The sequence below is a fragment of the Archangium gephyra genome (genome assembly GCF_042230915.1).
GTDB lineage: Bacteria > Myxococcota > Myxococcia > Myxococcales > Myxococcaceae > Archangium > Archangium gephyra_B.
This window is the reverse complement of record NZ_CP102578.1, coordinates 11,078,844-11,102,817: the sequence shown is the minus strand read 5'-3', so window position 1 is coordinate 11,102,817 and position 23,974 is coordinate 11,078,844. Positions and strand designations below refer to the sequence as shown.

Below are 23,974 nucleotides of genomic sequence, written 5' to 3'. Positions count from 1 at the left end.
CAGTGGAAGCCGCCCGGGACGTGGGCGCGGTGTGCCGTTTCCGGCACAGGTGCGAACCCGGCTTCGCGGCGCTCAGGGCACCGGGCGCACGTTGTCGCCAATCCACCGCAGGTACGGCGCGTGGCCCTCCGCCACGTCCAGCCGCAGCACCTCGGGGCACTGGTAGGGGTGCACCGCCACCACGCGCTCGCGCAGCGCCTCGAAGAGCGGGGCACGCGTCTTGAGGATGAGCAGCGCCTCCGGCTCGTCGTGCACCTGGCCCTCCCAGCGGTAGATGGAGCGCAGGCCGGGCACCACGTTGCCGCACGCCGCCAGCCCTTCCTCCACCAGCGTGCGGGCAAGCTCCGCCGCCTTGTCGGCCGTGGGCGCGGTCACCATGACGAGGATGGCATCGGTCATGGGTCCCCTCATACCCGCGTGTTCGAGAGCGGGGAAGGGGCTGCCAATTCCTTACATGGGTCATCCCCAACTCATGAGAGTTTTTGTCCGGGATGGATCATTCCCTGCGTGCGGTCTGTAATGTTTTGCCTGTCTTAAAGCGGTATTTCAAATGTTGTGGAGTCCCGGACAATCGGCCTCCGGTAGGGCCATGTCCGACCCGCCCCGAAGGCCGTGTCTTGTCCGGTAGCGGATGGAGCAAACCCCGGCTTTTCCAGGGGAAGAGGGGGAGATGACCCCGGGGGGAGAGGGGAGTGTCCGCTAGCGTCCACGCGCCACGCCCCGTGCTCCGGGACAGTAGGCGAGCAGGCATGGTTTCCCGTATTCCCTTTCATGTATGTTACTCGCAGTGCTCCTGGATTCCTTGCAGTCGTCAAGGAATGAGAGGGGCACGGGCCCACGGGGGGAAAGCGTCATGTCATTCGCTACGCACGCACTGTCTCAGCAGTCCGGAGTGTCCGCGGAGCCCTCGCGCAAGGTGTTGCTCGTCGACCAGGCCAAGGAGCTGCGGCTGTACCTCACGCCCCTGCTGCGCGCGGTGGGCTGCGAGGTGGTGTCGGTGGACAACCTGCTGGGCGCCCGGGTGGAGCTCAGCCGCTTGCGGCCGTTGATGGTGGTGGTGGACTGGCGGGTGCTGCCGGCGGACGGCTCGCCCGGCTTCGCCGCGCTGCGGGGCCACGCGCAGAACGGAGACGTGCCCATCCTCGTGGTGGTGGGAGACCACACGCCGGCGGAGCTGCTGGAGGCGTGCGTGCAGGGCGGGGCCGAGGACTGCATGCTGGGTCCGGTGCGCCTCGCCGAGCTGCAGGCGCGCATCGACGTGCTGCGCGAGCGCACGCCCGCCTCTCCGGTGAGGCCCCTGGAGCGGCGCACCCCGCGCACCGTGCTGCTGGTGGGCGAGGCGCCGGGCGCGCCCGGTGGCCTGGGCGCGGACCTGGAGGCGTGTGGCCACCACCTGCTGTACGCGCCCACCGCCGAGAAGGCCGTGGCCCGCGCGGCCGAGTACGGCGAGCCCATCCACCTGCTGCTCACGCGCGCCCCCGTCACCTCGGCCGAGGAGATGATGCGCGTGGAGCGCCTGCGCACCGAGGCGCGCCTGGGGCGGGTGCCCACCGTGGTGGTGGCCGACGGCGACGTCACCGAGGTGCCCATGCTCGGGCAGGTGTGGCTGAGCGCGCGCACCCTGGCGCCCCGCCACCTGCTGGCCCGCATCAACGGCCAGCTCCAGCGCAACCTGGCCGCGCTGCTGGTGGACGAGCGCGTGCCCTTCGTCTGCCCGGTGGAGTACCGCGAGGTGGGCACCTTCTCCTGGTCCTCCTGCTACTCCAACGCGCTCAGCCCCGGGGCCCTCTTCGTGCGCACCCTGGTGCCCGCGCGCCCCGGCGCCGCGCTGGAGCTGCGCATCCATCTGCCCACCACCCGCGAGGTGCTCGAGGGCCCCGGCCTCGTCTCCTGGTCCAACCCCTACACCTCGCGCCGCACCGCCACCTACCCGCTGGGCATGGGCATCCAGTTCCTGGGGATGAGCCCCCGCCGGCTGATGCAGCTGCGCGAGCTCATCCGCGGCAGCAGCCTCATGTGAGTCCCGCTTCTCCACCCGCTTTCCCAGAGGAACGTCATGGCCAGGAAGAAGATCCTCCTCGTCGACGACTCGAGCACCGTGCTGCTGCTGCACCGGATGATGCTGGCCCACTGCGGCTATGAGCTGCTCACCGCCCGCGACGGCCAGGAGGCGCTCGACAAGGCCTCCACCGAGCGGCCGGACCTCATCTTCCTGGATGTGCTCATGCCGCGCATGGACGGCTTCCAGACGTGCCGCGCCCTGCGCGCACGCCCGGACACGAAGAACGTGCCCATCATCCTCGTCACCACCCGGGGCGAGCCGCACTACGTGCGCCAGGGCTTCGAGAGCGGGTGCACCGACTACATCACCAAGCCCTTCGATGGCGAGGAGCTGCTGGCCAAGGTGCGCAGCCACCTGGAGGAGGCGCGGAGCGCATGAGGGAGGAGCTACGCCACGAGAACGAGGCCCTGCGCGCGGAGGTGGCCACCCTGCGCGCGGAGAACGGACGGCTGCGGGCCTCGCTCGCCCGGCGCGAGGAAGACGAGCAATGGCGGGCCCAGCGCCAGGGCCTGGTGGAGGCGGAGCTCGCCCACCTGGTGCGTCTGCGCGTGGCCACCCAGCGGCTGCACGAGACGCTCCAGCCGCTCGAGCTGCTGGACATCCTCCAAGACTTGCTCATCAACCTGGTGGGCTCCGAGACGCTGGGCATCTTCGAGCGCGAGGGCGCGGAGCTGGTGCTGCGCGTGTCGCTGGGCATCGACGCCGAGCGCTTCCGCCGGCTGCCGCTGGGAGAGGACGGCCCCATTGGCCGCTCGGCGCGTACCGGGGCTTCCTGGCTGGATGAGTTGCTGGACACGGGGTGCGCTCAGAACCGGACAGACGGGCCGCGGGCGTGTGTGCCCCTGAGACTCGGAGGGCACGTCCTCGGGATGATGGTGCTGTTCGGCCTGCTACCCCACAAACCGCGCTTGGAGCCCGGGGACCGTGAGCTGCTGGAGCTGCTCGCGACGGAAGGTGGCAGAGCCTTGTACTGCGCCCGCGGCATGGCCGCCGGCAAGCCGTCCTGAGCGGGCGGCTTCGAGGGAGGGGGGAGAACTTGGAACTGGATCGCGAGCGGCTGCTCGCCACCTTCGCCGAGGAATCGGGCGAGCTGCTCACGGAGATGGAGCAGACGCTCGTCTCGATGGAGGAGCACCCGGACGAGGAGCGGCTGCGGGCCATCTTCCGGGGCGCGCACACGGTGAAGGGCGCGGCGGCGGCGATGGGCTTCTCCGGCATGACGGACGTGTCGCACGTGCTGGAGGACGTGCTGGAGACGCTGGTGGAGCGGCGGCTCCCAGTGACGGACGAGCACGTGACGCTGCTGCTGGCCACGGTGGACCGGCTGCGGGAGCTGCTGGCGGCGGTGCTCGCGGGGCAGGAGCGGCCGGCCGAGGAGGACGCGGAGCTGGTGGAGCGGCTGCGGGCGTGCGCCGAGGCGTTGCGCCAGCAGGAGGCGCCGCGGGGCGTGTACGCCGCGCGGGTGGAGGAGCCGTCGCTGGAGGACCACGCGGGGCGGCGCGCGCGCACGCTGCGGGTGGACGTGGAGAAGCTGGACCGCATCGCCATCCTCACGGGCGAGCTGGCCATTGCGCGCACGCGGCTGGCACAGGTGCTGGCCACGGGCACGGTCGAGGAGGCGCTGGAGGTGCACCTCGAGGCGGACCGGCTGCACGAGGAGCTGCAGGAAGAGGTGATGCGGGTGCGGATGGTGCCGGTGGGGCCGCTCTTCCGGCAGCACCTGCGCACGGTGAGGGATTTGACGCGGGTGGAGCGCAAGTGGGCGCGGCTGGTGCTGGAGGGCGAGGAGGTGGAGGTGGACACGGCCCTGGTGGAGGGCCTGCGCGAGCCGCTGCTGCACCTGGTGCGCAACGCGGTGGACCACGGGCTGGAGACGCCGGAGGAGCGCAAGGCGGCGGGGAAGGAGGCGTGCGGCATGCTGGTGCTGAGGGCCTTCCACGAGCCGGGCTCGCTGGTGGTGGAGCTGAGCGATGACGGCCGGGGCCTGCGCTACGAGCGGCTGCGGGAGAAGGCGCGCGGGCTGGGGCTGGAGCCCGAGCGGATGACGGTGGAGGAGTTGGACGAGCTCGTCTTCCTGCCGGGGCTCTCCACGGCGGAGGCGGTGACGGAGGTGTCCGGGCGCGGCGTGGGCATGGACGTGGTGCGCCGGAGCGTGGAGGCGCTGCGGGGCTCGGTGACGCTGCGCAGCGAGGAGAGGAAGGGCACCACGGTGACGCTGCGGGTGCCGCTGACGCTGGCCACCATCCAGGGCTTCTCGGTGGGGGTGGGCGAGGAGACGTATGTGCTGCCGCTGGAGGCGGTGCGCGAGTGCCTGGAGCTGCCGGTGGAGCGCACTGGGCAGCCCGGGGGCGGCGTGCTGAACCTGCGGGGCCGGGCGCTGCCCTACCTGCGGCTGCGGGAGATGCTGGGCGTGCAGGGGCCCGCGGCCGGCCGGGAGAGCGTCGTCGTGCTGGGCCACGGAGGGAGCCGCGCGGGCCTGGTGGTGGACGCGCTCTTCGGCGAGGGCCAGTGCGTCCTCAAGCCGCTGGGCCGGCTCTTCCGCCACCTGCCCGGCGTGTCCGGCTCCACCATTCTCGGCAGCGGCCGCGTGGGGCTCGTCCTGGATGTGCCCACGCTCTTGCGCACCGCCATCCGCCAGCGGGCCGCTGTGAGCTGACGCCCTGGCGGCCCGAACCTTCCTCCGACATCCCGAAAGAGAACCATGCTCCAGAACCTCACCATCTCCCGGAAGCTGCAGGTCGGTTTCGGGGTCCTCGTCGCGCTGCTCGCCACCACCCTCTGGGGGGCCTACGCCTTCTTCATGATGCTGGTGAGCAATGACGGGTACTACCGCTTCCACGATCTACAGATCGCGATGTTCAACGCGGGCATCCAGATCGTGGAGATGGAGAACCGGTCCCTGGAGTTCGCGATCACGGGAGATGAGTCGCGCCTGGAACCGCTGGCGCGGCTGCAGGCCGTGTCCCTCGAGAGCTACAACCAGGGGAAGGAGCTGACGGCCAAGAACCCCAACGTGCAAGGCCTGCAGCAACAGTTGCTGGAGCAGCACCAGCAGTACCTCGCCCACCTCTCATACCAGGTGACGTTGCGCCGGGACGCGAATGCCGGACGCGTTCCCCTGGAGCACGTCGTCGACTACGTGAAGAGTGGCAAGGGCAGGAAGCTCATGGAGCTCATGCAGAGCACCTCGATTGCCATCGTCCAGGACGAGCTGAAGCAGCGCGAGGAGCTCCTGAAGAGTTCCGCCGGGCAGGCGGCGTTGGTCCGGCAGATGTTGGTGGGCGGCGGCATCGTGGGGCCGTTGCTGGCGGTGCTGCTGGCGTGGGTGCTGGCGCGCAGCATCACCCGGCCGCTGAACGAGGCGGTGGGGCTCACGGGCAAGCTGGCCTCGGGAGACCTGACAGGCACCATCGAGGTGAAGGGCCGGGACGAGACGGCGCGGATGATGGCGGGGATGCGGGAGATGGTGCAGCGCATCGGCGGGGTGCTGGGTGAGGTGCGGGGGGCGGTGGGCTCGCTGTCGGGAGCCTCGGGGCAGGTAGCGGCGGCCGCACAGGCGCTGTCGCAGGGGACGAGCACGCAGGCGGCGTCGGTGGAGGAGACGACGACGAGCCTGGAGCAGCTGAGCACGTCCATCAGCCAGAACGCGGAGACGAGCAAGCAGCTGGAGGCGATGGCGCTGCGGGGAGCTGCGGAGGCGGAGGAGAGCGGGCTGGCGGTGAACGAGACGGTGGAGGCGATGGCGGCGATCGCCGAGAGAATCTCCATCGTGGAGGAGATTGCGTACCAGACGAACCTGCTGGCGTTGAACGCGGCGGTGGAGGCGGCGAGGGCGGGAGAGCACGGGAGGGGATTCGCGGTGGTGGCGGCGGAGGTGAGGAAGCTGGCGGAGAGGAGCCAGAAGGCGGCCAAGGAGATAGGGAGCCTGGCGGGGAGCAGCGTGAAGGTGGCGGAGCGCTCGGGGAAGCTGCTGAAGGAGTTGGTGCCGTCGATTCGGAAGACGGCGGAGCTGGTGCAGCAGGTGGCGGCGGTGTCGAGGGAGCAGGCGAGCGGGGTGGTGCAGATGAACCGGGCGATGGTGCAGGTGGACCAGGTGACGCAGCGCAACGCATCGGCGGCGGAGGAGCTGTCGTCGACGGCGGAGGAACTGGCGGCACAGGCCGAGTCGCTGCAGCAGATGATGACGTTCTTCCGGATGGCGGAGGAGGCGCGGCCGATGCACGGCATGGCGCAGCCGGGGCGCTCGCTGCGGCCAGGGCCGGTGCACCTGCCCGTGGTGCACTCGCCGGCACAGGGGCTGAAGGCGGTGGCGCAGCCGCTGCCCACCCAGGTGTCACCCACGTCCTTCCCGGCGGTACCCGAGCGCGCCGCGGCCGGCTCGGATCATGACTTCAAGCGCTTCTAGGACAGGGTCCACACCTCCATGCTCGACAACCTCAGTATCTCCCGGAAGCTCCAGTTCGGATTCGGCGCGCCCGTTGCCCTGCTCGTCACCATCATCTGGGGCTCCTACGCCCTCTTCCTCGGCCTGGTGGATGCCGCCGCGGCGAACTACCGCTCCTATGAGGTCATCGGTGACGTCCAGACCTTGAGGGGCTTCCTGCTGGAGATGAATGGCCGGGTGCGAGGCCATTCGCTCACGGGTGATGAGTCCTTCCTCGAGCCGCAGCCGCAATTGCAGGCCCAGTTCCTCCAGGCCCATGCGCAGTTGAAGGAGAAGAGCGCCATTGGCCTCCAGGAGCGGGAGTTGCTCCAGAAACTGTTGGATCAGTACCAGCAGCAGTTCCTTCCGCACCTGGCGCACCAGGTGGCGCTGCGCCGGGACGTGGACGCCGGGCGCATCCCCCTGGAGCAGCTCACCGAGTACGTGAAGAGCGGCAAGGGCCGGAAGATCATGGAGGAACTGAACCTCACGGCGGAGGCCCTCCGGAAGGCCGAGGGGGCCGCGCGCGATGAGCGCAACAAGGTGGCCGGCGCGGGCGTGGAGCGGTTGAAAGACATGCTGGTGATGGGAGGCCTGGTGGGGCCGTTGCTGGCGGTGCTGCTGGCGTGGGTGCTGGCGCGCAGCATCACCCGGCCGCTGAACGAGGCGGTGGGGCTCACGGGCAAGCTGGCCTCGGGAGACCTGACGGGCACCATCGAGGTGAGGGGCCAGGACGAGACGGCGCGGATGATGGCGGGACTGCGGGAGATGGTGCAGCGCCTTGGCGGCGTGATGGGCGAGGTGCGGGGGGCGGTGGGCTCGCTGTCGGGAGCCTCGGGGCAGGTAGCGGCGGCCGCACAGGCGCTGTCACAGGGGACGAGCACGCAGGCGGCGTCGGTGGAGGAGACGACGACGAGCCTGGAGCAGCTGAGCACGTCCATCAGCCAGAACGCGGAGACGAGCAAGCAGCTGGAGGCGATGGCGCTGCGGGGAGCGGCGGAGGCGGAGGAGAGCGGGCTGGCGGTGAACGAGACGGTGGAGGCGATGGCGGCAATCGCCGAGAGAATCTCCATCGTGGAGGAGATTGCGTACCAGACGAACCTGCTGGCGTTGAACGCGGCGGTGGAGGCGGCGAGGGCGGGGGAGCACGGGAGGGGATTCGCGGTGGTGGCGGCGGAGGTGAGGAAGCTGGCGGAGAGGAGCCAGAAGGCGGCCAAGGAGATAGGGAGCCTGGCGGGGAGCAGCGTGAAGGTGGCGGAGCGCTCGGGGAAGCTGCTGAAGGAGCTGGTGCCGTCGATTCGGAAGACGGCGGAGCTGGTGCAGCAGGTGGCGGCGGTGTCGAGGGAGCAGGCGAGCGGGGTGGTGCAGATGAACCGGGCGATGGTGCAGGTGGACCAGGTGACGCAGAGAAACGCGTCGGCGGCGGAGGAGCTGTCGTCGACGGCGGAGGAGCTGGCGGCACAGGCCGAGTCGCTGCAGCAGATGATGACGTTCTTCCGGATGGCGGAGGAGGCGCGGCCGATGCACGGCATGGCGCAGCCGGTGCGCTCGCTGAGGCCAGGGCCGGTGCACCTGCCCGTGGTGCACTCGCCGGCACAGGGGCTGAAGGCGGTGGCGCAGCCGCTGCCCACCCAGGTGCCCCCCCGCGGTCCGGCCCATGACCTCAAGCGCTTCCAGGACTGAAGGCCTCTCCATGAGCACGAACACGAACACCGCATCCGAAGTCGCCCGTCCGGCGCAGTACCTGGGCTTCTCGCTGGCGGGCGAGACGTACGCCCTCGAGCTGCTGCGCATCCGTGAAATCATCGAGCACGTGCCCATCACCCGGGTGCCGGGCATGCCTCCGGCGGTGCTGGGCGTCATCAACCTGCGGGGCCGGGTGGTGCCCGTGGTGGACCTGGCGATGAAGATGGGACTCGGCCCGCGTCCCATCACCCGCTGGACGTGCTTCGTCATCGTCGAGGCGCTGCTGGACGGGGAGCGCACCACGCTGGGGCTGCTGGCCGACTCGGTCAGCGAGGTGCTCGACCTGGGGCCGGACGACATCGAGCCGCCGCCCGCCTTCGGCACGCGCGCCCCGGTGGACTACCTGCGAGGCATGGGCCGGCAGGAGCAGCGCTTCATCCTCCTGCTGGACCTGGACCGGGTGCTGAGCGCGGAGGAGCTGCTGGGCCTGGCCGGCGCTTCCGCCCCGGGTGGGGGCGCATGAGGGCCGCGGCTCCGGCGGAGACCGCGCTGCCCGGAGTGGGCCCGCTGCCGCTGACGGAGCGGGAGTTCTCCCTCTTCCAGACGCTGGTGGAGCGGGAGGCCGGCATCCACCTGGGCCCCACGAAGCAGGCGCTGCTGGTGGGGCGGCTGTCCCGGCGGGTGCGCGCGCTGGGGCTGGCGTCCTTCGGGGCCTACTACCGCTTCGTCACCGCGCGCGGCAACGAGGCCGAGCGGGTGCGGATGATGGACTGCCTCTGCACCAACGAGACGCACTTCTTCCGCGAGCCGCAGCACTTCGACTTCCTGCGCCAGCGCGTCTTCCCGGAGTGGACGCGGCGGGCGGCGCAGGGGCTGATGGAGCGGCGCGTGCGCGTGTGGAGCGCGGGGTGCTCCACGGGCGAGGAGCCCTACTCGCTGGCCATGACGCTGCTCTCGCATTTCCCCCCGGGCTCGGGCTGGGAGGTGGAGGTGCTGGCGACGGACCTGTCCACCTGGGCCCTGGAGCGCGCCCGGCAGGGGCTGTGGCCGATGGAGAAGGCGGCGGGCATCCCCCGGCCCCTGCTGCGCGCCTTCATGCTCAAGGGCGTGCGCAGCCAGGAAGGGTGGATGCAGGCGGGGCCGGAGCTGCGCGAGGTGCTGCGCTTCGCCCGCGTCAACCTGAGCGACGAGCGCGGCTGGCCGCAGGGGCCCTTCGAGCTCGTCTTCTGCCGCAACGTCCTCATCTACTTCGGCGCCCAGGCCCGGGCCCAGGCGCTGAGCGCCCTGATGCGGCGGCTGCTCCCCTCGGGCTACCTCTTCCTCGGGCACGCCGAGAGCCTCACCGGCACCGCCGAGCCCGCCCGCTGCGTGGCCCCCAACGTCTATTGCGCCAGGTCCTCTCCGCCCTCGGGCGGCGGCCCTACTTGATGCGCTCCAGCGCCAGGTCGAACAGCGCCGTCTCCAGCCGCTCCGTGTCCTTCTCGGGCACGCCGTGCATGGAGAACGAGACGCGGTGGGTTCCAATCTTGCGCTGCACCGACACCGTCCGGGCCTTGCCCTTCACCGGCTCCTGGTTGCCCGGCAGCCGCAGCGTGAACTCCGGCTTCTCCGACTCGACGGGCGGCTTGTGCATCATCACCGAGAAGCCGCCCACCGACACGTCCATCGTGATGGCCCGGATGGGTCCAGAGGCGAAGGCGATGTCCACCTGCAGCCCCTGGGCGATGCGGAAGCTGCGGCGCGCGGACTGGCCCGGAGGCAGGCTCATGCCCTGCGCCGCCGTCAGGGCCCTCGCGAACTGCTCCCGGGCCGCGGCGTAGCGCCGCTTCTCTTCTTCGGGCAGCTGCCCCTTGCGCGCACGCGCATGGAGCGCCCGGAACTGCTCCACCCACAGATTGGCGCTCATCACGGCTCTCCGAGGTGTCTGCTCTCAGGGTGCGGCCAGGGTGGGCTCCCTGTCGCGAGGGGCACTGCTACGGAGGGGTGATGCCCACCCGCTCCAGGGCGAAGTCGATGAGGAAACCCTCGAGCAGCTCCATCTCGCGCTCGGTCAGGTCCATGAAGGCGAAGGAGGCGCGGTGCTTGTCGGCGCGCTGGAACTGGGACACCACGCGCACCCGGCCCGCCAGCGTCGAGCCGTCCGGCAGGTACAGCAGGGCGCTGGGCCGCTCCTTCACGTCCACCGCGTGCGGCAGCGTCACCGAGAAGCCACCGGCCGAGATGTCCAGCGTGTTCGTCCACACGTTGCCGTAGGCCATCTGCAGCTCCACGGGGAGCTGGTGGGCCACGCGGTAGTGGCGCCGGGCCTCGGCCCCGTCGAGCATCAGGCCCTGGGCGTTGAGCAGGGCCCGCGCGAATTGCTCGCGCTTGGCCAGGTAGTCCTGGCGCTCGGACTCCCCCAGCTTCCCCTGCCGCGCCCTCGTGTGGAGCGCGCGGAACTCGTCGATGAACTGGATCACGCCCATGGTGTCGCTCCTGTCTCCTGGTTCTTACTGGGAATTTCGCCCTCCCGCCATCAGGGAGTGGGCCTCCGGCCCAGGTTGGGCGGGGCCGCGTCCAGGCGCGCGGCGCGCCCCCAGCCCATGGGACGGCGTCGATCAGGCGTCCCTGAAAGTCGCCATTGGGCTTGTCGTGTCCGGGTATGTCCTTGTGGGAGACGCAGGGGGCGGCGAGGCATCACTGCCCGTACGATAACCGGGCGGCCCGGGGCGCCGGAACCCGCGGTGTGCGGTTTCTCTCAGGGTGCGTCTTCACCGCTCTAGGAGAGGGAGGGGGAGGGTCTATCCTCGAGGACCTGTCTGCCCCAGGAAGGAAGGTGCTCATGCGGAACTGGCTGGTGCTCCTGAGCGGGCTCTCCCTCGTGGTTGGCGCGTGTGCTCCTGGCGCTCGTGGCATTCGCGAGGGCTCCGATGTGCCTGGGGTGGAGTGGGGGGCGCCAGACGACGGCGTGCATGCCGAATGCAACAGTGCCGTCGCCCGTATCCAGGCGCTGATCGCGCAGGGGCAGCTGGCCGAGGCCGAGGTGCTCATCGCTGAATCCAGCGCCGCGGGTTTGATCTCCCAACAGCACGCCACCCAGCTGCTGGCGCGCATTGCCCAGCTGAACACGAAGTTGGGGGAGATTCCCGCGCGCCTCCAGCGGGCGACGGACTTCCCCTCGCAGCTCAAGGATTACACGCTGTATCAGATCGAGAAGATGATGAAAGACGGCGATTTCAGTCTCGCGACGAAGGCCCAACTGCGTGAGGCCGCCAAGCTCATCAAGCAGCAGCCGCGCCTCATGGGGAAGATCTGAGGCTGCCATGGCACACCCCACTCTCGATGAGATGATGGCCCGGATGCGGGCGGCCCGGGAGGCTGGCTCTGCCAACGAGGCGAGCCCGGAGCAACTCCAGCGGCTCCGGGAGCTGGCCCGGGACTGTCCCGCGTTCACGCCCAACCTGTTGGAGCTCGCGCGGCTGTTGCAACTGACCGATGAACCCGGGGTCGAGATGGAGCAGGCGCTCGCGGAGATCGAGCAGTTGCTGGAGCAGGCCGTCCAGGCCTCCAGCCGGGGGGCTCCGGCGCTGCTGGAACTCGCCCACTTCGTCGATGTCTTCCGCAGCTCACCCGCGCGGGCGGAGGCGCTCTTCGAGGAGAGCGTGGCGAGCGCCCTGCGTGCCCTGGAGAACTCCTGGGCGGGGCTCATCGAATTCTGGGCCATGGAGATGACGAAGGAGGCGCTGGAGAAGGCGTTGAAGCTCGCCGAGCTGGCGGAGCGCGTCTTCCCGGAGTCTCCCCGCATCTTCAATGCCGTCGAGGACGCGAGGCAGTACGCTGTCAGCGTGGGCCTCCTCCCCCCGCGCGAGGGCTGACTACGGCGCCGCGGGCCCGGCGTACTCGGGCGAGCTCCGCCCCGCCACGCGGGGAGCCGTGGTCCGCGCCGCGCCGATGACGATGGGCGGCTCGATGAGCTCCGGGGGCGTGGCGTCCTTGTCATCCGCCACCCACTCCGGCTCCCGCACCGTCTGCGCCCGCTTCCACGCGCGAGGCACCCGCCTCAGGCCGATGGGGTAGAGCCACAGGCTCCCGTCCCGGTCGATGCGCAGCCGCAGGAAGTTCTTCCAGTCCGGGATGCTCAGCGAGGAGAACGCCTCGTTGGCGTGCGCCCCGAAGCCGTTGAGCGAGATGAGCAGGTAGAGCCCCAGCAGCGTCGGTCCGAGCAGGAAGCCTCCAGCGAAGACGAGCACCGCCCCGAACAGCTCCTGCGGGACGCTCCCGGGCGGCAGCAAGGCGCCCGTGACGGCGAAGGCCCCCCAGAAGACGAAGAGCGACGCGGCCAGGTGCGCCACGCCATGCAGCAGCCCCGCCACCCAGCGCGCCCGGCCGAAGCGCCCATCCGCCAGGGCCATCATCCCCAGCACCAGCAGCACCGATAGCAGGATGACTCCCGGGTTGACGAGCGCCGTGCTCAGCACCCGCGACAGCCTCCACGCCACCGTGGCGCCCTCGCGCAAGTCCGCTACCTGCATCCACGCCAGCAGCAGGTAGAGGATTCCCGTGAAGATGCCCATCGTGGGGGTGTGCCCGACGAATCCCAGGTTGCGCCAGCACAGCCGCCGGGACACCGCGGGCTCCGGGAACAGCTTGCGCGGGGTGAAGCCTTCCGGCAGCGCCGCCTCCTTGCGCGGCACGTGCGTCGGGTGCAGGAAGGCGCCCCCTCCGCCCGCGATGATCTTCTGCCGCCCCTCCTCGTTCGCGTGCCGCCGGTAGTGGTGGATGTCCCCCGTGAGGAAGACGCTCACCTTCTTGCCCAGCACCTGCTGCTCCAGGAAGACGAGGTTGTTGTCCAGGTACGTGCGCTCTCCCGGCGGGCGCACCTGCGCCAGCAGCCACGCGGGCTCCGCCAGGCAGAGGATGATCCGGTCCTCCTCCTTCATCTGCTTCGCCAGCTCCTGGAAGTAGCGCACCTGGGGCTCGTCCAGGTCCGACTCGAGCTGCATGTCCGTGCCCAGCAGCCACCAGCCGTGCGGTAGCTTCACCGCGAAGTAGCTGCGCCGCTGGTGCATCTGCCAGCCCGCCGTCCGGCGGCCCTGACAGAACAGCCGCATGAAGGACACCAGCCCGTCATACCAGTCATGGTTGCCCGGAATCGCGAACAGGTGCGGCGCCGGCCCCTGCCCCCTCATCGCCGCCTCCCACGGCCGCACCGTGCGCTCCTCGTACTCCTTCACGCTCGCCTCCGGGTACACCTCGTCCCCTCCGAAGACGAGCACCTCGCCCCGGCGCGTCTCGTAGGTGGCTCCCGTCTCGTCCGTCAGCGTCAGCGTGGGCCGTGACACCGTCTGCGCCACCGCGTACGTGGAGTCCCAGCCGTCCCCCAGGTCCGCCACGAAGTCGAACCACAGCTCCTCGCGCGGCCGCCCCGCCTCGTCCTCCGAGAAGTTGCTGGGCTCCACCTTCGGCGACGCCAGCGCATCGAGCAGCCGGCGATCCGCCTGCTCTCCGATCGTCGTGGAGATCGTCGAGCGGACGCCCGCCTTGAGGAGCACGAAGGGATCGAACCAGCGCACCATCTTCCGGCCCTTGGGGCGCTCGGGGGGCGCGGCCCCAGAGGGGGCAGGTGTGGTGAGGACGTCTGTTCCCGAGGCCATGGCTCTTCCTCCGTGTGAACGGGAAGGGACTCGCGAGTGGCATGGCACGACACGGGGGGACTCGTTCAAACCTGCGCGGCGCCTCCTGCCGGAGCAAGGGAGCCTCTTGGCTCGCGCCCGAGTGTCGGGTTTCCCGCACGGCGTGGGACGCGCCAGGGGAGCGCCTCGCCGGGGCCCTCCCCTTTCCGGACTTTCTTTCGAGAACCGGGCGCTCCCGCCTCCTCGGGGGTTGCCTCCGCGCCGCACCTCGACAGATTGGTAGCGATTGCCTTGGCAATGCTGGCCACCTCGGCGTGGCAGGGGGTGCACGATGGACGAGTCCTCTTCGCGGCCTGGTCTGGAGCGGACGCTGCGGGCGCTCGCCTCCGCGGCCCGCCCTCATGCGTCCGACTCGGAGGAGTATGCCGTCATCGCCCTCGCGGCCCGGGCCCTGCTCTTCCTCCACTCCCGCGACGAGCTCGAGGACTTCTACGGCTGGCTCGAGTCGCGGGAAGCCGGGGACACTTCGCCCGGTGGCCCCGTGCGGACCTTTCCCTCCATGGACGAGGCCCTCGGGTGGCTAGAGCTCCAGCCCGAGGCCACCCATGGCTCCCTCGTCGAGGTGGAGCGCGAGACGTATGTGATTGCCCTCGGGCCCACCGGCTCCTTCGTGCTCGTGCGCACGGTGACGCACCACGAACCCGTGGGGGTGTAGGTACGGTGGGCAGACCCTCACCCCCACCCTCTCCCAAAGGGAGAGGGAGTCAGAGGGCCGGGTGGGAGGACTTGGACTTCCCGGCGACCGGGCCCGCCGTCGGCAGCGTGAAGGTGAACGTGCTGCCCTTGCCCAGCTGGCTCTCCGCCCAGATGCGGCCGCCGTGCGCCTCGACGATTCCCTTCGCGATGTACAGCCCCAGCCCCGTGCCCCGGCTCTCCGCGTCCTTCGCCTGCCAGTAGCGCTCGAAGACGTGCGGCAGCGCGTCCGGGCGGATTCCCGTGCCCGTGTCCCGCACCCATAGCTCCACCTCGCCCCGGTGCACCCGCGCCCCCACCGTCAGCTGCCCGCTGTCCGGCGTGAACTTCAACGCGTTGCCCAGCAGGTTGCCCAACACCTGCAACACCCGCGTCCGGTCGCACTTCGCCAGCATGTCCTCGTCCGGCAGCTCCGCCGCCACCTTCAGCCCTCGCGCCTCCGCCAGCGGCCGGACGCTCTCCAGCGCCTCCATCACCAGGGACGCCACCGGCTGCTCCGAGGGCTCCAGCGGCAGCCCTCCCGCTTCGATGCGCCCCCAGTCCAGCAGGTCCGAGATGAGCCGCCCCATCCGGTCCGCCGCCGCCTGGATGCGGCCCGCCTGCTTCTGCACCGGCTCGCTGCCCGGCTTGCCCTGCGCGCCCCTCAGCAGCAGCGCCGACGCCAGCTGCACCACCCCCAGCGGGTTCTTCAAATCGTGCGACACCACCGCCAGCAAGTCCTCCCGCGCCCGCGTCGCCCGCCTCGACTCGCCAAACAGCCGCGCGTTGTCGATGGCCAGGCTCGCCCGCACGCACAGGTCCTCCGCCAGCGCCAGGTCGCTCGGGCCGTAGCGCCGCCCCGACGCCCCCGACACGAACGTCACCGCCCCCAGCGTGTGCCCCCGCGCCTTCAGCGGGATGATCATGTACGAGCGCGCCTGCAGCCGGCTCAGCAGCGCCGGGTGCTCGGGCTCCGAGGCCGCCGCGCGCAGCAGCGAGTCCGTCACCGCCGGCACCAGCTCCGGCTCGCCCGTGTGCAGCACCCGCAGCACGCCCACCGGGGCCTCGCGCCGCTCGAAGCGCTTCGTCAGCGCACGCGCCTGCTCGAACTGCGTTGGATCCAGGTGCGCCACCGCCACGCGCGACACCCACGCGCCCTGCTCCACCGCGTCCACCAGGCACCAGTCCGCCAGGTCCGGCACCGCCAGGTGCGCCAGCAGCGTGTACATGCCCTGCGGGTCCGGCGGGTGCGCGAAGAGCGTCGTCATCGCCTGGTAGAGGAAGGACTGGCGGCGCTCGGCGGCTTCCACCTCGGCGCGCGCGGCCTGCTCCAGCGCCAGCGCCCGCGAGTGCACCGCCTCCGCCTCCGTGAGGGGACGCGCCGTCACCAGCACCCGCACCGGGCCCTCGCCCTCGCGCATCGGGGTGAAGCAGAAGGTGTGGGGCTGGGGGCCGCGCTCGCCCGGCCAGGAGGCCTCCACCGAGTGCGGCGCTCCGGTGGCCAGTGCCACCCCGCGCCCGGACTCCAGCAGGGCTCCATCCTCGGCACCGAGCGCCAGCCCGGCCCAGCGCTGGCCCGCGAGCAGCTCCGGCGGCATGCCCAGCACCCTCGCCCCCGCGCTGCTGCACGCGAGCACGCGTCCCGCCTCGTCCAGCAGGTAGGCCGGTTCTGGCAGGGCCTTGAAGGCCATCTCGAATCCGGAGGGGGGAAGGCTCATGGCAACGCCACAACCGGTGGCGGTCGACTCCTCTTCATTTCATGTCCAACCCACTTCCGCCCACCCGTTTGGAGGGCGGGCCAGGGAGCGGCGTTCGCAAGCCAACGCTCATGCTCCTCCCCCCTCCACTCCGGCGAGCTCCCGGAAGCGGCGGGAGAAGTCCCCGAGCGGCAGCACCTCGTGGGCGAGCCCCGCCGCCACGGCCACCCCCGGCATTCCGTAGACGACGCTGGTGGCCTCGTCCTGCGCCAGGACCCAGCCACCGGCTTCGTGCACCTCCCGCAAACCGTCCAGGCCGTCCTGCCCCATCCCCGTGAGGACGGTGGCGGCCAGCGAGGGACCGAACACCTGCGTCGCCGAGCGGAAGAGCCAGGTGCCCGACGGCCGGAAGCCTCCCACCGGGGCGGCGTTGGAGACCTCCACCCGCCTGTCCGCCCGCACCCCGAGGTGCCGGTCATCCGGTGCGATGTAGACGACCCCCGGGCGCAGCGCCTCGCCGTCCTCGGCCACCTTCACCTCCAATGGGCACACACTGTCCAGCCAGGTGGCCAGGCCCTTGGCGAAGCCCAGGGCGATGTGCTGCACCACGAGGATGGGGAGCGGGAAGCCCGCGGGCAACTCCGAGAGGATGCGGTGCAGGGCCGCGGGGCCTCCGGTGGACGCGGCGATGGCCAGCAGCGTGGGCTTGCCGCGGCGCGCCGGCATCAGGGGCGCGCGCGGGGTGGGCTCCTCGCGCGTGGGCCAGTGCCGGATGACCTTCACCTCGGCCATGGCCCTCACCGTGTCGCGCAGCCGGCGGGCCTCCGTCTCGAAGTCCGGCGCATGCGGGCCCACCAACTTTTGCAGCACCGCGAGCGCCCCGGAGCGCAGCGCGGCCATGGACGTCTGGATGTCGCGCTCCACCAGCGTGGACACCACCACCACCGGCGTGGGCACCTCCGTCATGATGCGCCGGGTGGCCTCCAGCCCATCCATGTTCGGCATCTGGATGTCCATGGTGACCAGGTGCGGGCGCAGGCGGCGGGTCATCTCCACCGCCTCCACGCCATCCTTGGCCTCGCCCACCACCTCGAAGGCGGGGTCGGCCCGTAGGATTTCCACCAGCAGGCGCCGGGCGGTGGGGGAGTCTTCGGCGACGAGGACGCGGAGCTTGTCGGGCTTCATAGGAGCTGCCTCAGGGTCTCCAGCAGGTGGGTCTGGTCAAACGCGCTCTTCACGAGGTAGGCGCTGGCGCCCACCTGGAGGCCGCGCGCCTTGTCCTCGGGCTTGGAGCGCGCGGTGACGAGGACGACGGGCAGCCGGCCGAAGCGGGGCGAGCCGCGCACGGCCTCGGTGAGGGCGAAGCCGTCCATGCGCGGCATCTCCACGTCGGAGACGACGGCATCGGCCCCTTCGGCGAGCAGCCGCTCCCAGGCCTCCTGCCCGTCCACGCACGCCAGCACGTCGTAGCCGGCCGCCTCGAGGATGCTCTGCTCCAGCGCGCGGGTGGTCATCGAGTCGTCGGCGAGCAGCACGCGCCTCTTGGCCTTCTTCTCGACGGGGGCGGGGAAGAGGCCGGCAGGGGCGGTGCGGCCCTCGGCGGCGCGCACCAGGGAGGCGGCGTTGAGCAGCGGGGCCATGCGCCCGTCCGGCAGCACCGCCACGCCCGAGACATGGCGTGCGCGGCGGATGCGCGGGCCCAGGCCGCGGACGAGCACCTCCTGCTCGGCCAGCACCTCGTCCACCACCAGCACGGCGCGCACCTCGCCCGAGGCCAGCACCATGGCACCCGGGCGCTGCCGGGGCGCGCTCGCCTCCAGGCCGAGCACCGCCGTCAGCGTGGCCAGCGGCACCAGCGCCCGGGGCGCGGCCCACATCTGCCGGCCCTCCACCACGCGCACGTCCCCGGGGCCCAGCCGCAGCAGGCGCTCCACGCTCTCGCCCGCCACCGCGAAGGTGTGCCCGCCCGCCGTCACCAGCAGCACCCGCAGCGTGCTCAACGTGAGGGGCACGTCCAGGGTGAAGCGAGAGCCCTGGCCCGGCTCGAAGGCCACGTCCACGCTGCCCCGCATCGCCTCCACCTGCGCGCGCACCACGTCCAGCCCCACCCCACGCCCGGACACCTCCGTCACCGACTCGGCCGTGGACAGGCCCGGCATGAAGATGAGCCGCGCGTCCCCGGCGTCCCCCAGCACGGGCAGCCCGCGGGCCCGCGCCCGCTGGCGCACGGTGGCCACGTCCAGCCCCCGCCCGTCGTCCTCCACCACCACCTGCACCCGGCCCCCGCGCAGCCGCGCGGAGAGCGTCACCCGGCCCTCCTCGGGCTTGCGCGCCTCGCGCCGGGCCTCCGGCGTCTCCAGCCCGTGCGCCACCGCGTTGCGCACCAGGTGCAGCAGCGGCTCGCGCAGGCCCTGCAACAGCGAGCGGTCCAGCTCCAGCGCGCCGCCCCGCACCTCCAGCCGCACCTGCTTGCCCGTGGCGAGCGCCAGGTCCCTCGCGTTGCGCTCCAGCCCCGCGCACGCCTCGGCGAAGGGCAGGGTGCGCGCGCGCCGCACCTCCTCGTCCAGGCCGCCCGTGGCCTGCAGCAGCGTGCGCCGGTCCGCCGCGAGCGCCCGGCCGAGCTGCGCCAGCCGCGTCTCCATCCTCCGCGCCGCCGCCTCGTCCGAGCCGCTCAGCCGCAGGCGCAGCTGGTGCAACTCCTCGTGCAGCGCCTCCAGCAGCTCCACCCGGCCCTCCATCCGCAGGCCCGCCACGCGCAGCTCGCCACTGCGCGCCAGCAGCGCATCCAGCTTCTGGGCGGACACGCGCACCGGCAGCCCTTCCGGGCCGGGGGCGGGGGCGTCTCCGGGAGGCACGGGCGGTAGGGCCTCGGGCACGGGCGGACGCGGCGGCTCGCCGGGGGCCACGGGGCGCAGGGACTCGGGCGCGAGGGCCGCCTCCTCCAGCCGGGGCAGCAGGGCCTCCAGGGGCGAGCCCTTCAGCTCCTGTTTGAGCGCCAGCCGCCGCCCCGCGTCGTCCAGCGCGTCCGCGGCGGTGAAGCACACCTCCATCAGCTCCGGGCTGGCGCCGCCCTGACGCTGCACCACCAGCAGCACCTCCTCCAAGCGGTGGCAGGCCGTCTCGATGAGGGCCTCGCTCACCGCGCGCGAGGCGCCCTTCACGCTGTGCACCGTGCGCAACAGCGTCGTCATCAGCTCGCCGAAGCGCGCGTGCGAGGGCGCCTTCTCCAGCGCGAGCAGGTCCCGGTTGAGCGCCGCCACATGCCCCTCGAGCTCCTCGAGGAAGGTGGCCATCAGCGCCTGGGCGAGCCTGTCCCGGTCCATCGTCATGCGGCGCGCCCGTACTCGCTCAGCAAGCCCTTGAGCTTCTGGCCCATGACGTTGAGATCCTGCACCGCGCGCTCCGTCTGCCGGATGCTGGTGAGCGTCTGCTGGGTGGCCTGGCTCACGTCCCGCATGGCCTGTCTTATCTGCCCGGTGCCGGTGGCCTGCTGGCTGGCCGAGGCCGAAATCTGCGCCGCGGTGAGCGAGGCCTGCGCGAGCAGCTCGCTGAGCGTCTGGATATGGGCGCCCGCCTGCGTCACCACCCGGGTGGCCGAGGCCACGCTCTTGGTGCCCTCCTCCGTCGTCATCACCGCGCCCTGGGTGGCCTTCTGAATCTGCCCGAGAATCTGCCGCACCTGGGAGGTGGCCTTCTTGGACTGGTCCGCCAGCGCCTTCACCTCGGCGGCCACCACGGCGAAGCCCCGGCCGTGCTCGCCGGCGCGGCTGGCCTCGATGGAGGCGTTGAGCGCCAGCATGTGCGTCTGCTCGGAGATGTCGTTGACGGTGGTGATGATGTCGCCGATGGCCTGCGCCTGCTCGGCCAGGGCCAGAATGCGCGAGGCGATGGACTCCACCTGCTCGCGCACGGTGCTCATGGCGGTGATGGCCTCGTCCACCGCCCTGCGGCCATTCTTGCCCACCTCCTCCGAGTGGCGCGCCGACTCGCTCACCGCGCGCGCCCGGCCCGCGGCCTCCTCGGACATCTGGACGATCTCCTCCACGGTGCTCACCGTCTCCGCCACCGCGCTGCCCTGCTCCTGGGCGCCGGCCACCTGCTCGGTGGTGCTGGCGAGGATCTGCGCCGTGGCCCCCGCCAGCTGGTTGACGAACTCGGCCACCGTCCGCAGGGTGTGCTCGCGCTCCTCGGCCTGCTTCGCCAGCTGGGCCTCGGCCTGCTGGCGGCGCTCGGACATGGCGTTGAAGGCGCGGGCCAGCTCCCCCGTCTCGTCCTGGTTGTTCACGTCGATGCGGTGGGCGAAGTTGCCCCGGCCGATCTGCTCGGAGCCCGCCACCAGCTTGTCCAGCGGGCCGGTGATGGAGCGGGTGATGAGGTAGCTGCCCAGGCTCACGACGAGCAGGCCCAGCAGGGTGCCCAGCCCCAGCACCACCATGCTGCGCTGGGAGCTTGCCCGGGCCTCCTTCTCGAAGGCCACCCAGCGCTCATCCTCGGTCTGCACCATCTCGCCGATTCCCGTGCGGACCTGCTCCATGAGCAGCTTGCCCCGGTCCGTCTGGACGATCTCCAGGGCGGGATTGAGGCCTTTCTGCTGGCGCACGCGGACGGTGTCCGCCAGCTCGGCGAGCTTGTCGCGGATGAGGGGCTCGAGCCGCTCGAGCCGGGCCAGCTGGTCGGGCTCGTCGGTGAGCGCCTTGTGCAGGCCCTCGAGCTGCGCGTCCATCTGCTGGGTGGCCCGGCGGTAGGGCTCCAGGTAGCGATCCTCGCCGGTGAGGAGGTAGCCGCGCTGGCCCGTCTCGGCGTCCAGCAGCAGCATGCGCACCTCGCGGATGTTGCGGGCCTGGTCCCGGCTCTCCACCAGCCCCTCGGTGGTCTGCACCAGCTGCTGGGCGCCCTGGAAGGCCACCAGCGCCACGGCGCTCAACACCAGCAGGGACAGTCCGAATCCGAGGGCGATCTTCTTCCCGATGCTCATACGCTGCGCTCCTCGGAGAAGTCGAAGAAGAGGCGACCATCCCCCAGCAGGGCCTCTCCCTCCAGCACGATGATGCCGTCGCGGCTGATGCCGGACACGAGGGTCCGCTCCTGCGTGCCGAGCGCGGGCGGGGGGGGCAGGAGCGTGTCGCGGGCGACGACCCGCACCTCCTCCACGGCGTCGGCGCGCAGGCCCAGCTCCGGCCGGCCCGAGCCCACGACGAGCACGGGCCCATGGGTGGCTGGCGCCGTCCGGCCGAAGAGGGGGGCGAGCTCCACCACCGCGAGCACCTCACCGTGCAGCAGGGTGAGGCCGCGCAGCAGCTCCGGCGCGCCGGGCAGGGGGACGAGCTGCTCCGGGGAGCGCAGCACCTCCAGCACGAAGCGCGTCTCCAGCGCGTAGTCCTGCTCGCCGGAGCGGAAGTGCACCAGCTCCAGCAGGGGGCCGGCCTGGACGTGCCGCTCCAGGGGCCGGGCCAGCGCCCGCGCGCGCTCGTCGAGCAGCGCCGCCTCCCGGGCGGGGTCGGCCGTGGCGGTGGCCTCGGTGGCGGAGGCGAGCCGCTTCAATCGCCTGTAGGCCGCGTCCCAATCCAGACCACTCATTCACGCGTCTCCTCGAAGGTTGCGTCCAACCGGGTGCGCTCCGCGCGGGCCACCTCCGCCAGGTGCCCGGCGTGCTCGCCATCGGCCAGGGGCACGGGCGCCTCCGGCGGGAGCGCGGCGCACAGCGACTCGGCGGTGCGGAAGGCGCGCCGGGCCCCTCGCATGTCGCCCTGGCGCCGGAGGATGTGGCCCAGCATGAGGTGGGCGACGGCCAGGGAGGGCTCGAGGTAGAGGGCTTGGCGCGCGGCACGCTCGGACTCCTCGAGGCGGCCGAGCCCCAGCAGCACCATCGCCTCCAGGTAGCGCAGCTCCACGGCGAGCGGGTGGCGCGTGATGGCATCGGCACACAGGCGCACGGCCGCCAGGGGCTCCACGTTGGCCAGGGCGCGGATGGCCATCGCCTCGGCGCCCGCGTCCTCGAGGTGGGCCCCGGCCAGCCGTGCCGCCTCGCGCCAGTCCCCGGCCGCGAGGGCCCGGTGCGCGCCCGCGAGCTCCGGAGGCGCGGCGGGCTCCCAGGGCGGCACGGCGGGTGGGGGCGCGGGCGGCAGGAGGGTCACGGGCGGCGGCGCGGGAGTCCGTGGCGGGGGCGGGAGCGGGGAAGGCGGCGCGGGCGGGGGGACGGGGCGGGCGGAGTGGGCCCAGGAGGCCTGGCTCGGAGTGGCCCGGTGGTAGACGATGCCCCAGTCGGTGAGGACCGTCTCGAAGGGCGCGTAGTCGCCGAGCGAGGGGTCCGACGGGCCGGCGATGAGGAAGCCGCCGTCGGCGAGCGAGGCGTGGAGCCGCCGGGCCACCGCCTCGATGGTGGAGCGGTTGAAGTAGATGAGGACGTTGCGGCAGAAGATGATGTCCATGCCCCAGATGCCGAGGGCGTGGGACGGCCAGGTGTCGTCGGCGAGGTTGAGGTAGCCGAAGTGGACGCGGTCGCGCACCTGGGCATCGAGCGTGTAGCGCCGGCCCTCCGGGTGCAGGAAGGGCCGCATGCGGCTGGCCTCGGGGCCACGCAGGGACCACTCGCCGTAGCGGGCCACCCGGGCCCGGGAGAGCGCCGCGCGGGACACGTCCGTGGCGCGCACCTCCATCTGGTGGCCGTAGCCCTCCTCCATGAGGAGCACCGCCAGCGAGTAGGGCTCCTCGCCCGAGGCGCAGCCGGCGCTCCACGCGCGCACCACGTGGGAGGCGCCCAGGCGGCGCCGCATGTCCGGCAGCACCTGGTGGCGCACGAACTGGAAATGCTCCGGGTTGCGGAAGAAGTACGTCTCCCCGATGGTGAGCTCCACCAGCAGGTCATCCAGCAGGGCGGCGTCCGCCTCGAGCCGGGCGAGGTAGGTGGGGAAGTCGGGCAGGCCCGCGCGGGCCATGGCCCGGTCGATGCCCTCCATGGCGGCCGCGGGGCAGCTGGGCGGCAGCAGGCCGGCGCGCGCGGCGACGAGGTCGATGATGGCGACGTAGCCGGGGTGGCGCCAGGGCTGGGAACTGTCACTGCTCACCGTGGGGCTCCCTCCTCCGCGAGCGCCTCCTCCAATTCGAGCGCCTCGGCCTCCGACAGGAAGGTGCGCAGGTCATGCAGGAGGACGAGCCCGTCCGGCAGCTTCAGGGCCCCGGCCACGTATCCCACGCCTGGCAGCTCGCTGGGCGACGCATCGAGCTGGCCCGCCTCCAGGGAGAGCAGGCCCTCGGCCCGGTCCACCCGCAGGCCGACGGCGCGGCGGCCGGCGCGGGCCACCACGAAGTGGTCCGAGGAGGAGAGCGGGCGGGCGGGCAGGCGGAAGCGGCGGCGCATGTCCAGCACGGGGAGCAGCTCGCCCCGCAGGTTGAGCAGCCCCTCCACCACGGCGGGGGCACGGGGGAGGGGGGTGAGGCGCACGGCCCGCACCAGCTCGCGCACGTCCTCCAGGGGCAGGGCGTAGCGGTGCCCTTCCAGCAGGAAGAGGAGGACCTCGCGGGGGGGCGGCGTCACCATGCGTCTCCCAATGGTGCGCAGTGTAGGCGCGGGCTGCCCACCATGGCCGCTCGCGTGGGGGGCGGCAAGGAGACTTGACGTCTGGTGGACGTCTCGGGCCTCCGGTCTCATCTCTGCGCTGTGACGCGGCGCACGTTCGGGGGTCACGCCGGAATGTGACAGCGGCGGTAGGGGGCTCGCACGGCACGGAGGAGAGGGACGGCCGGGAATGCAGGCCGCCCTGGG

At 71.9% G+C, this 23,974-nt stretch carries 22 protein-coding genes; 11 read left to right on the top strand and 11 right to left on the bottom strand.

The window, feature by feature from the left end:
• Positions 1-72 precede the first annotated feature (72 nt).
• Positions 73-399 carry a divalent-cation tolerance protein CutA gene (cutA, locus tag NR798_RS43795; protein ID WP_375768565.1) on the bottom strand — a complete coding sequence of 109 codons (327 nt, stop codon included), beginning with the start codon at positions 397-399 and terminating at the stop codon, positions 73-75.
• Between the two features lie 454 nt (positions 400-853).
• On the opposite strand from cutA, the gene NR798_RS43790 reads away from it, so the two are divergent.
• Genes NR798_RS43790 through NR798_RS43755 form a run of 8 tightly spaced genes read left to right on the top strand, consistent with a single transcriptional unit; the run spans position 854 to position 9,599 of the window.
• Positions 854-2,020, top strand: a complete 1,167-nt coding sequence (locus tag NR798_RS43790; protein WP_375768564.1) for a response regulator — start codon at positions 854-856, stop codon at positions 2,018-2,020.
• Between the two features lie 36 nt (positions 2,021-2,056).
• The gene (locus NR798_RS43785; protein WP_375768563.1) at positions 2,057-2,440 is read left to right on the top strand and encodes a PleD family two-component system response regulator; all 384 of its coding nucleotides are present in this window, start codon (positions 2,057-2,059) and stop codon (positions 2,438-2,440) included.
• Positions 2,437-3,069, top strand: coding sequence for a GAF domain-containing protein (locus tag NR798_RS43780; protein ID WP_375768562.1), 633 nt, complete (start codon positions 2,437-2,439; stop codon positions 3,067-3,069). The genes NR798_RS43785 and NR798_RS43780 overlap by 4 nt, the downstream gene beginning before the upstream one ends.
• Positions 3,070-3,098: 29 nt before the next feature.
• A complete protein-coding gene (locus NR798_RS43775; RefSeq protein WP_375768561.1) occupies positions 3,099-4,718 on the top strand; it encodes a chemotaxis protein CheA in 1,620 nt (539 codons plus the stop codon).
• Between the two features lie 45 nt (positions 4,719-4,763).
• The gene (locus NR798_RS43770) at positions 4,764-6,467 is read left to right on the top strand and encodes a methyl-accepting chemotaxis protein (protein ID WP_375768560.1); all 1,704 of its coding nucleotides are present in this window, start codon (positions 4,764-4,766) and stop codon (positions 6,465-6,467) included.
• A gap of 18 nt (positions 6,468-6,485) precedes the next feature.
• Positions 6,486-8,168, top strand: a complete 1,683-nt coding sequence (locus NR798_RS43765) for a methyl-accepting chemotaxis protein (protein WP_375768559.1) — start codon at positions 6,486-6,488, stop codon at positions 8,166-8,168.
• Positions 8,169-8,178: 10 nt separating this feature from the next.
• Positions 8,179-8,694 (top strand): chemotaxis protein CheW, encoded by a 516-nt coding sequence (locus NR798_RS43760; RefSeq protein WP_375768558.1) that lies wholly within the window; start codon positions 8,179-8,181, stop codon positions 8,692-8,694.
• Positions 8,691-9,599, top strand: a complete 909-nt coding sequence (locus tag NR798_RS43755) for a CheR family methyltransferase (protein ID WP_375768557.1) — start codon at positions 8,691-8,693, stop codon at positions 9,597-9,599. Before NR798_RS43760 ends, NR798_RS43755 begins: the two co-directional genes overlap by 4 nt.
• Here NR798_RS43755 and NR798_RS43750 read toward each other — a convergent pair.
• Positions 9,592-10,077 (bottom strand): PilZ domain-containing protein, encoded by a 486-nt coding sequence (locus tag NR798_RS43750; protein WP_375768556.1) that lies wholly within the window; start codon positions 10,075-10,077, stop codon positions 9,592-9,594. The genes NR798_RS43755 and NR798_RS43750 overlap by 8 nt on opposite strands.
• A 67-nt stretch (positions 10,078-10,144) precedes the next feature.
• Positions 10,145-10,636, bottom strand: coding sequence for a PilZ domain-containing protein (locus NR798_RS43745; RefSeq protein ID WP_375768555.1), 492 nt, complete (start codon positions 10,634-10,636; stop codon positions 10,145-10,147).
• A 356-nt stretch (positions 10,637-10,992) separates the two neighbouring features.
• On the opposite strand from NR798_RS43745, the gene NR798_RS43740 reads away from it, so the two are divergent.
• Both NR798_RS43740 and NR798_RS43735 read left to right on the top strand, forming a co-directional pair.
• Positions 10,993-11,466 (top strand): hypothetical protein, encoded by a 474-nt coding sequence (locus NR798_RS43740; protein WP_375768554.1) that lies wholly within the window; start codon positions 10,993-10,995, stop codon positions 11,464-11,466.
• Between the two features lie 7 nt (positions 11,467-11,473).
• On the top strand, positions 11,474-12,025 hold the full coding sequence (locus NR798_RS43735; protein ID WP_375768553.1) for a hypothetical protein: 552 nt from the start codon (positions 11,474-11,476) through the stop codon (positions 12,023-12,025).
• Here the strand turns inward: NR798_RS43735 and NR798_RS43730 are convergent, their stop codons facing one another.
• Positions 12,026-13,804 (bottom strand): metallophosphoesterase, encoded by a 1,779-nt coding sequence (locus NR798_RS43730; RefSeq protein WP_375768552.1) that lies wholly within the window; start codon positions 13,802-13,804, stop codon positions 12,026-12,028.
• 310 nt (positions 13,805-14,114) lie between these two features.
• Between NR798_RS43730 and NR798_RS43725 the strand changes: the two genes are divergently transcribed.
• The gene (locus NR798_RS43725) at positions 14,115-14,498 is read left to right on the top strand and encodes a hypothetical protein (RefSeq protein WP_375768551.1); all 384 of its coding nucleotides are present in this window, start codon (positions 14,115-14,117) and stop codon (positions 14,496-14,498) included.
• A 49-nt stretch (positions 14,499-14,547) separates the two neighbouring features.
• Here NR798_RS43725 and NR798_RS43720 read toward each other — a convergent pair whose 3' ends face one another.
• From NR798_RS43720 to NR798_RS43690, 7 genes are all read right to left on the bottom strand, one after another.
• Complete coding sequence (locus NR798_RS43720) at positions 14,548-16,233, bottom strand: ATP-binding protein (RefSeq protein WP_375768550.1); 1,686 nt, start codon at positions 16,231-16,233, stop codon at positions 14,548-14,550.
• A 108-nt stretch (positions 16,234-16,341) separates the two neighbouring features.
• Positions 16,342-17,397 (bottom strand): chemotaxis-specific protein-glutamate methyltransferase CheB, encoded by a 1,056-nt coding sequence (gene cheB, locus NR798_RS43715; RefSeq protein WP_375768549.1) that lies wholly within the window; start codon positions 17,395-17,397, stop codon positions 16,342-16,344.
• A complete protein-coding gene (locus tag NR798_RS43710) occupies positions 17,394-19,535 on the bottom strand; it encodes a response regulator (protein WP_375773917.1) in 2,142 nt (713 codons plus the stop codon). Before NR798_RS43710 ends, cheB begins: the two co-directional genes overlap by 4 nt.
• A 2-nt stretch (positions 19,536-19,537) precedes the next feature.
• Positions 19,538-21,187, bottom strand: a complete 1,650-nt coding sequence (locus NR798_RS43705; RefSeq protein ID WP_375768548.1) for a methyl-accepting chemotaxis protein — start codon at positions 21,185-21,187, stop codon at positions 19,538-19,540.
• Positions 21,184-21,789, bottom strand: coding sequence for a chemotaxis protein CheW (locus NR798_RS43700; RefSeq protein WP_375768547.1), 606 nt, complete (start codon positions 21,787-21,789; stop codon positions 21,184-21,186). The genes NR798_RS43705 and NR798_RS43700 overlap by 4 nt, the downstream gene beginning before the upstream one ends.
• Complete coding sequence (locus tag NR798_RS43695) at positions 21,786-23,276, bottom strand: CheR family methyltransferase (protein WP_375768546.1); 1,491 nt, start codon at positions 23,274-23,276, stop codon at positions 21,786-21,788. Before NR798_RS43695 ends, NR798_RS43700 begins: the two co-directional genes overlap by 4 nt.
• The gene (locus NR798_RS43690) at positions 23,273-23,749 is read right to left on the bottom strand and encodes a chemotaxis protein CheW (RefSeq protein ID WP_375768545.1); all 477 of its coding nucleotides are present in this window, start codon (positions 23,747-23,749) and stop codon (positions 23,273-23,275) included. The genes NR798_RS43695 and NR798_RS43690 overlap by 4 nt, the downstream gene beginning before the upstream one ends.
• Positions 23,750-23,974: the final 225 nt, after the last annotated feature.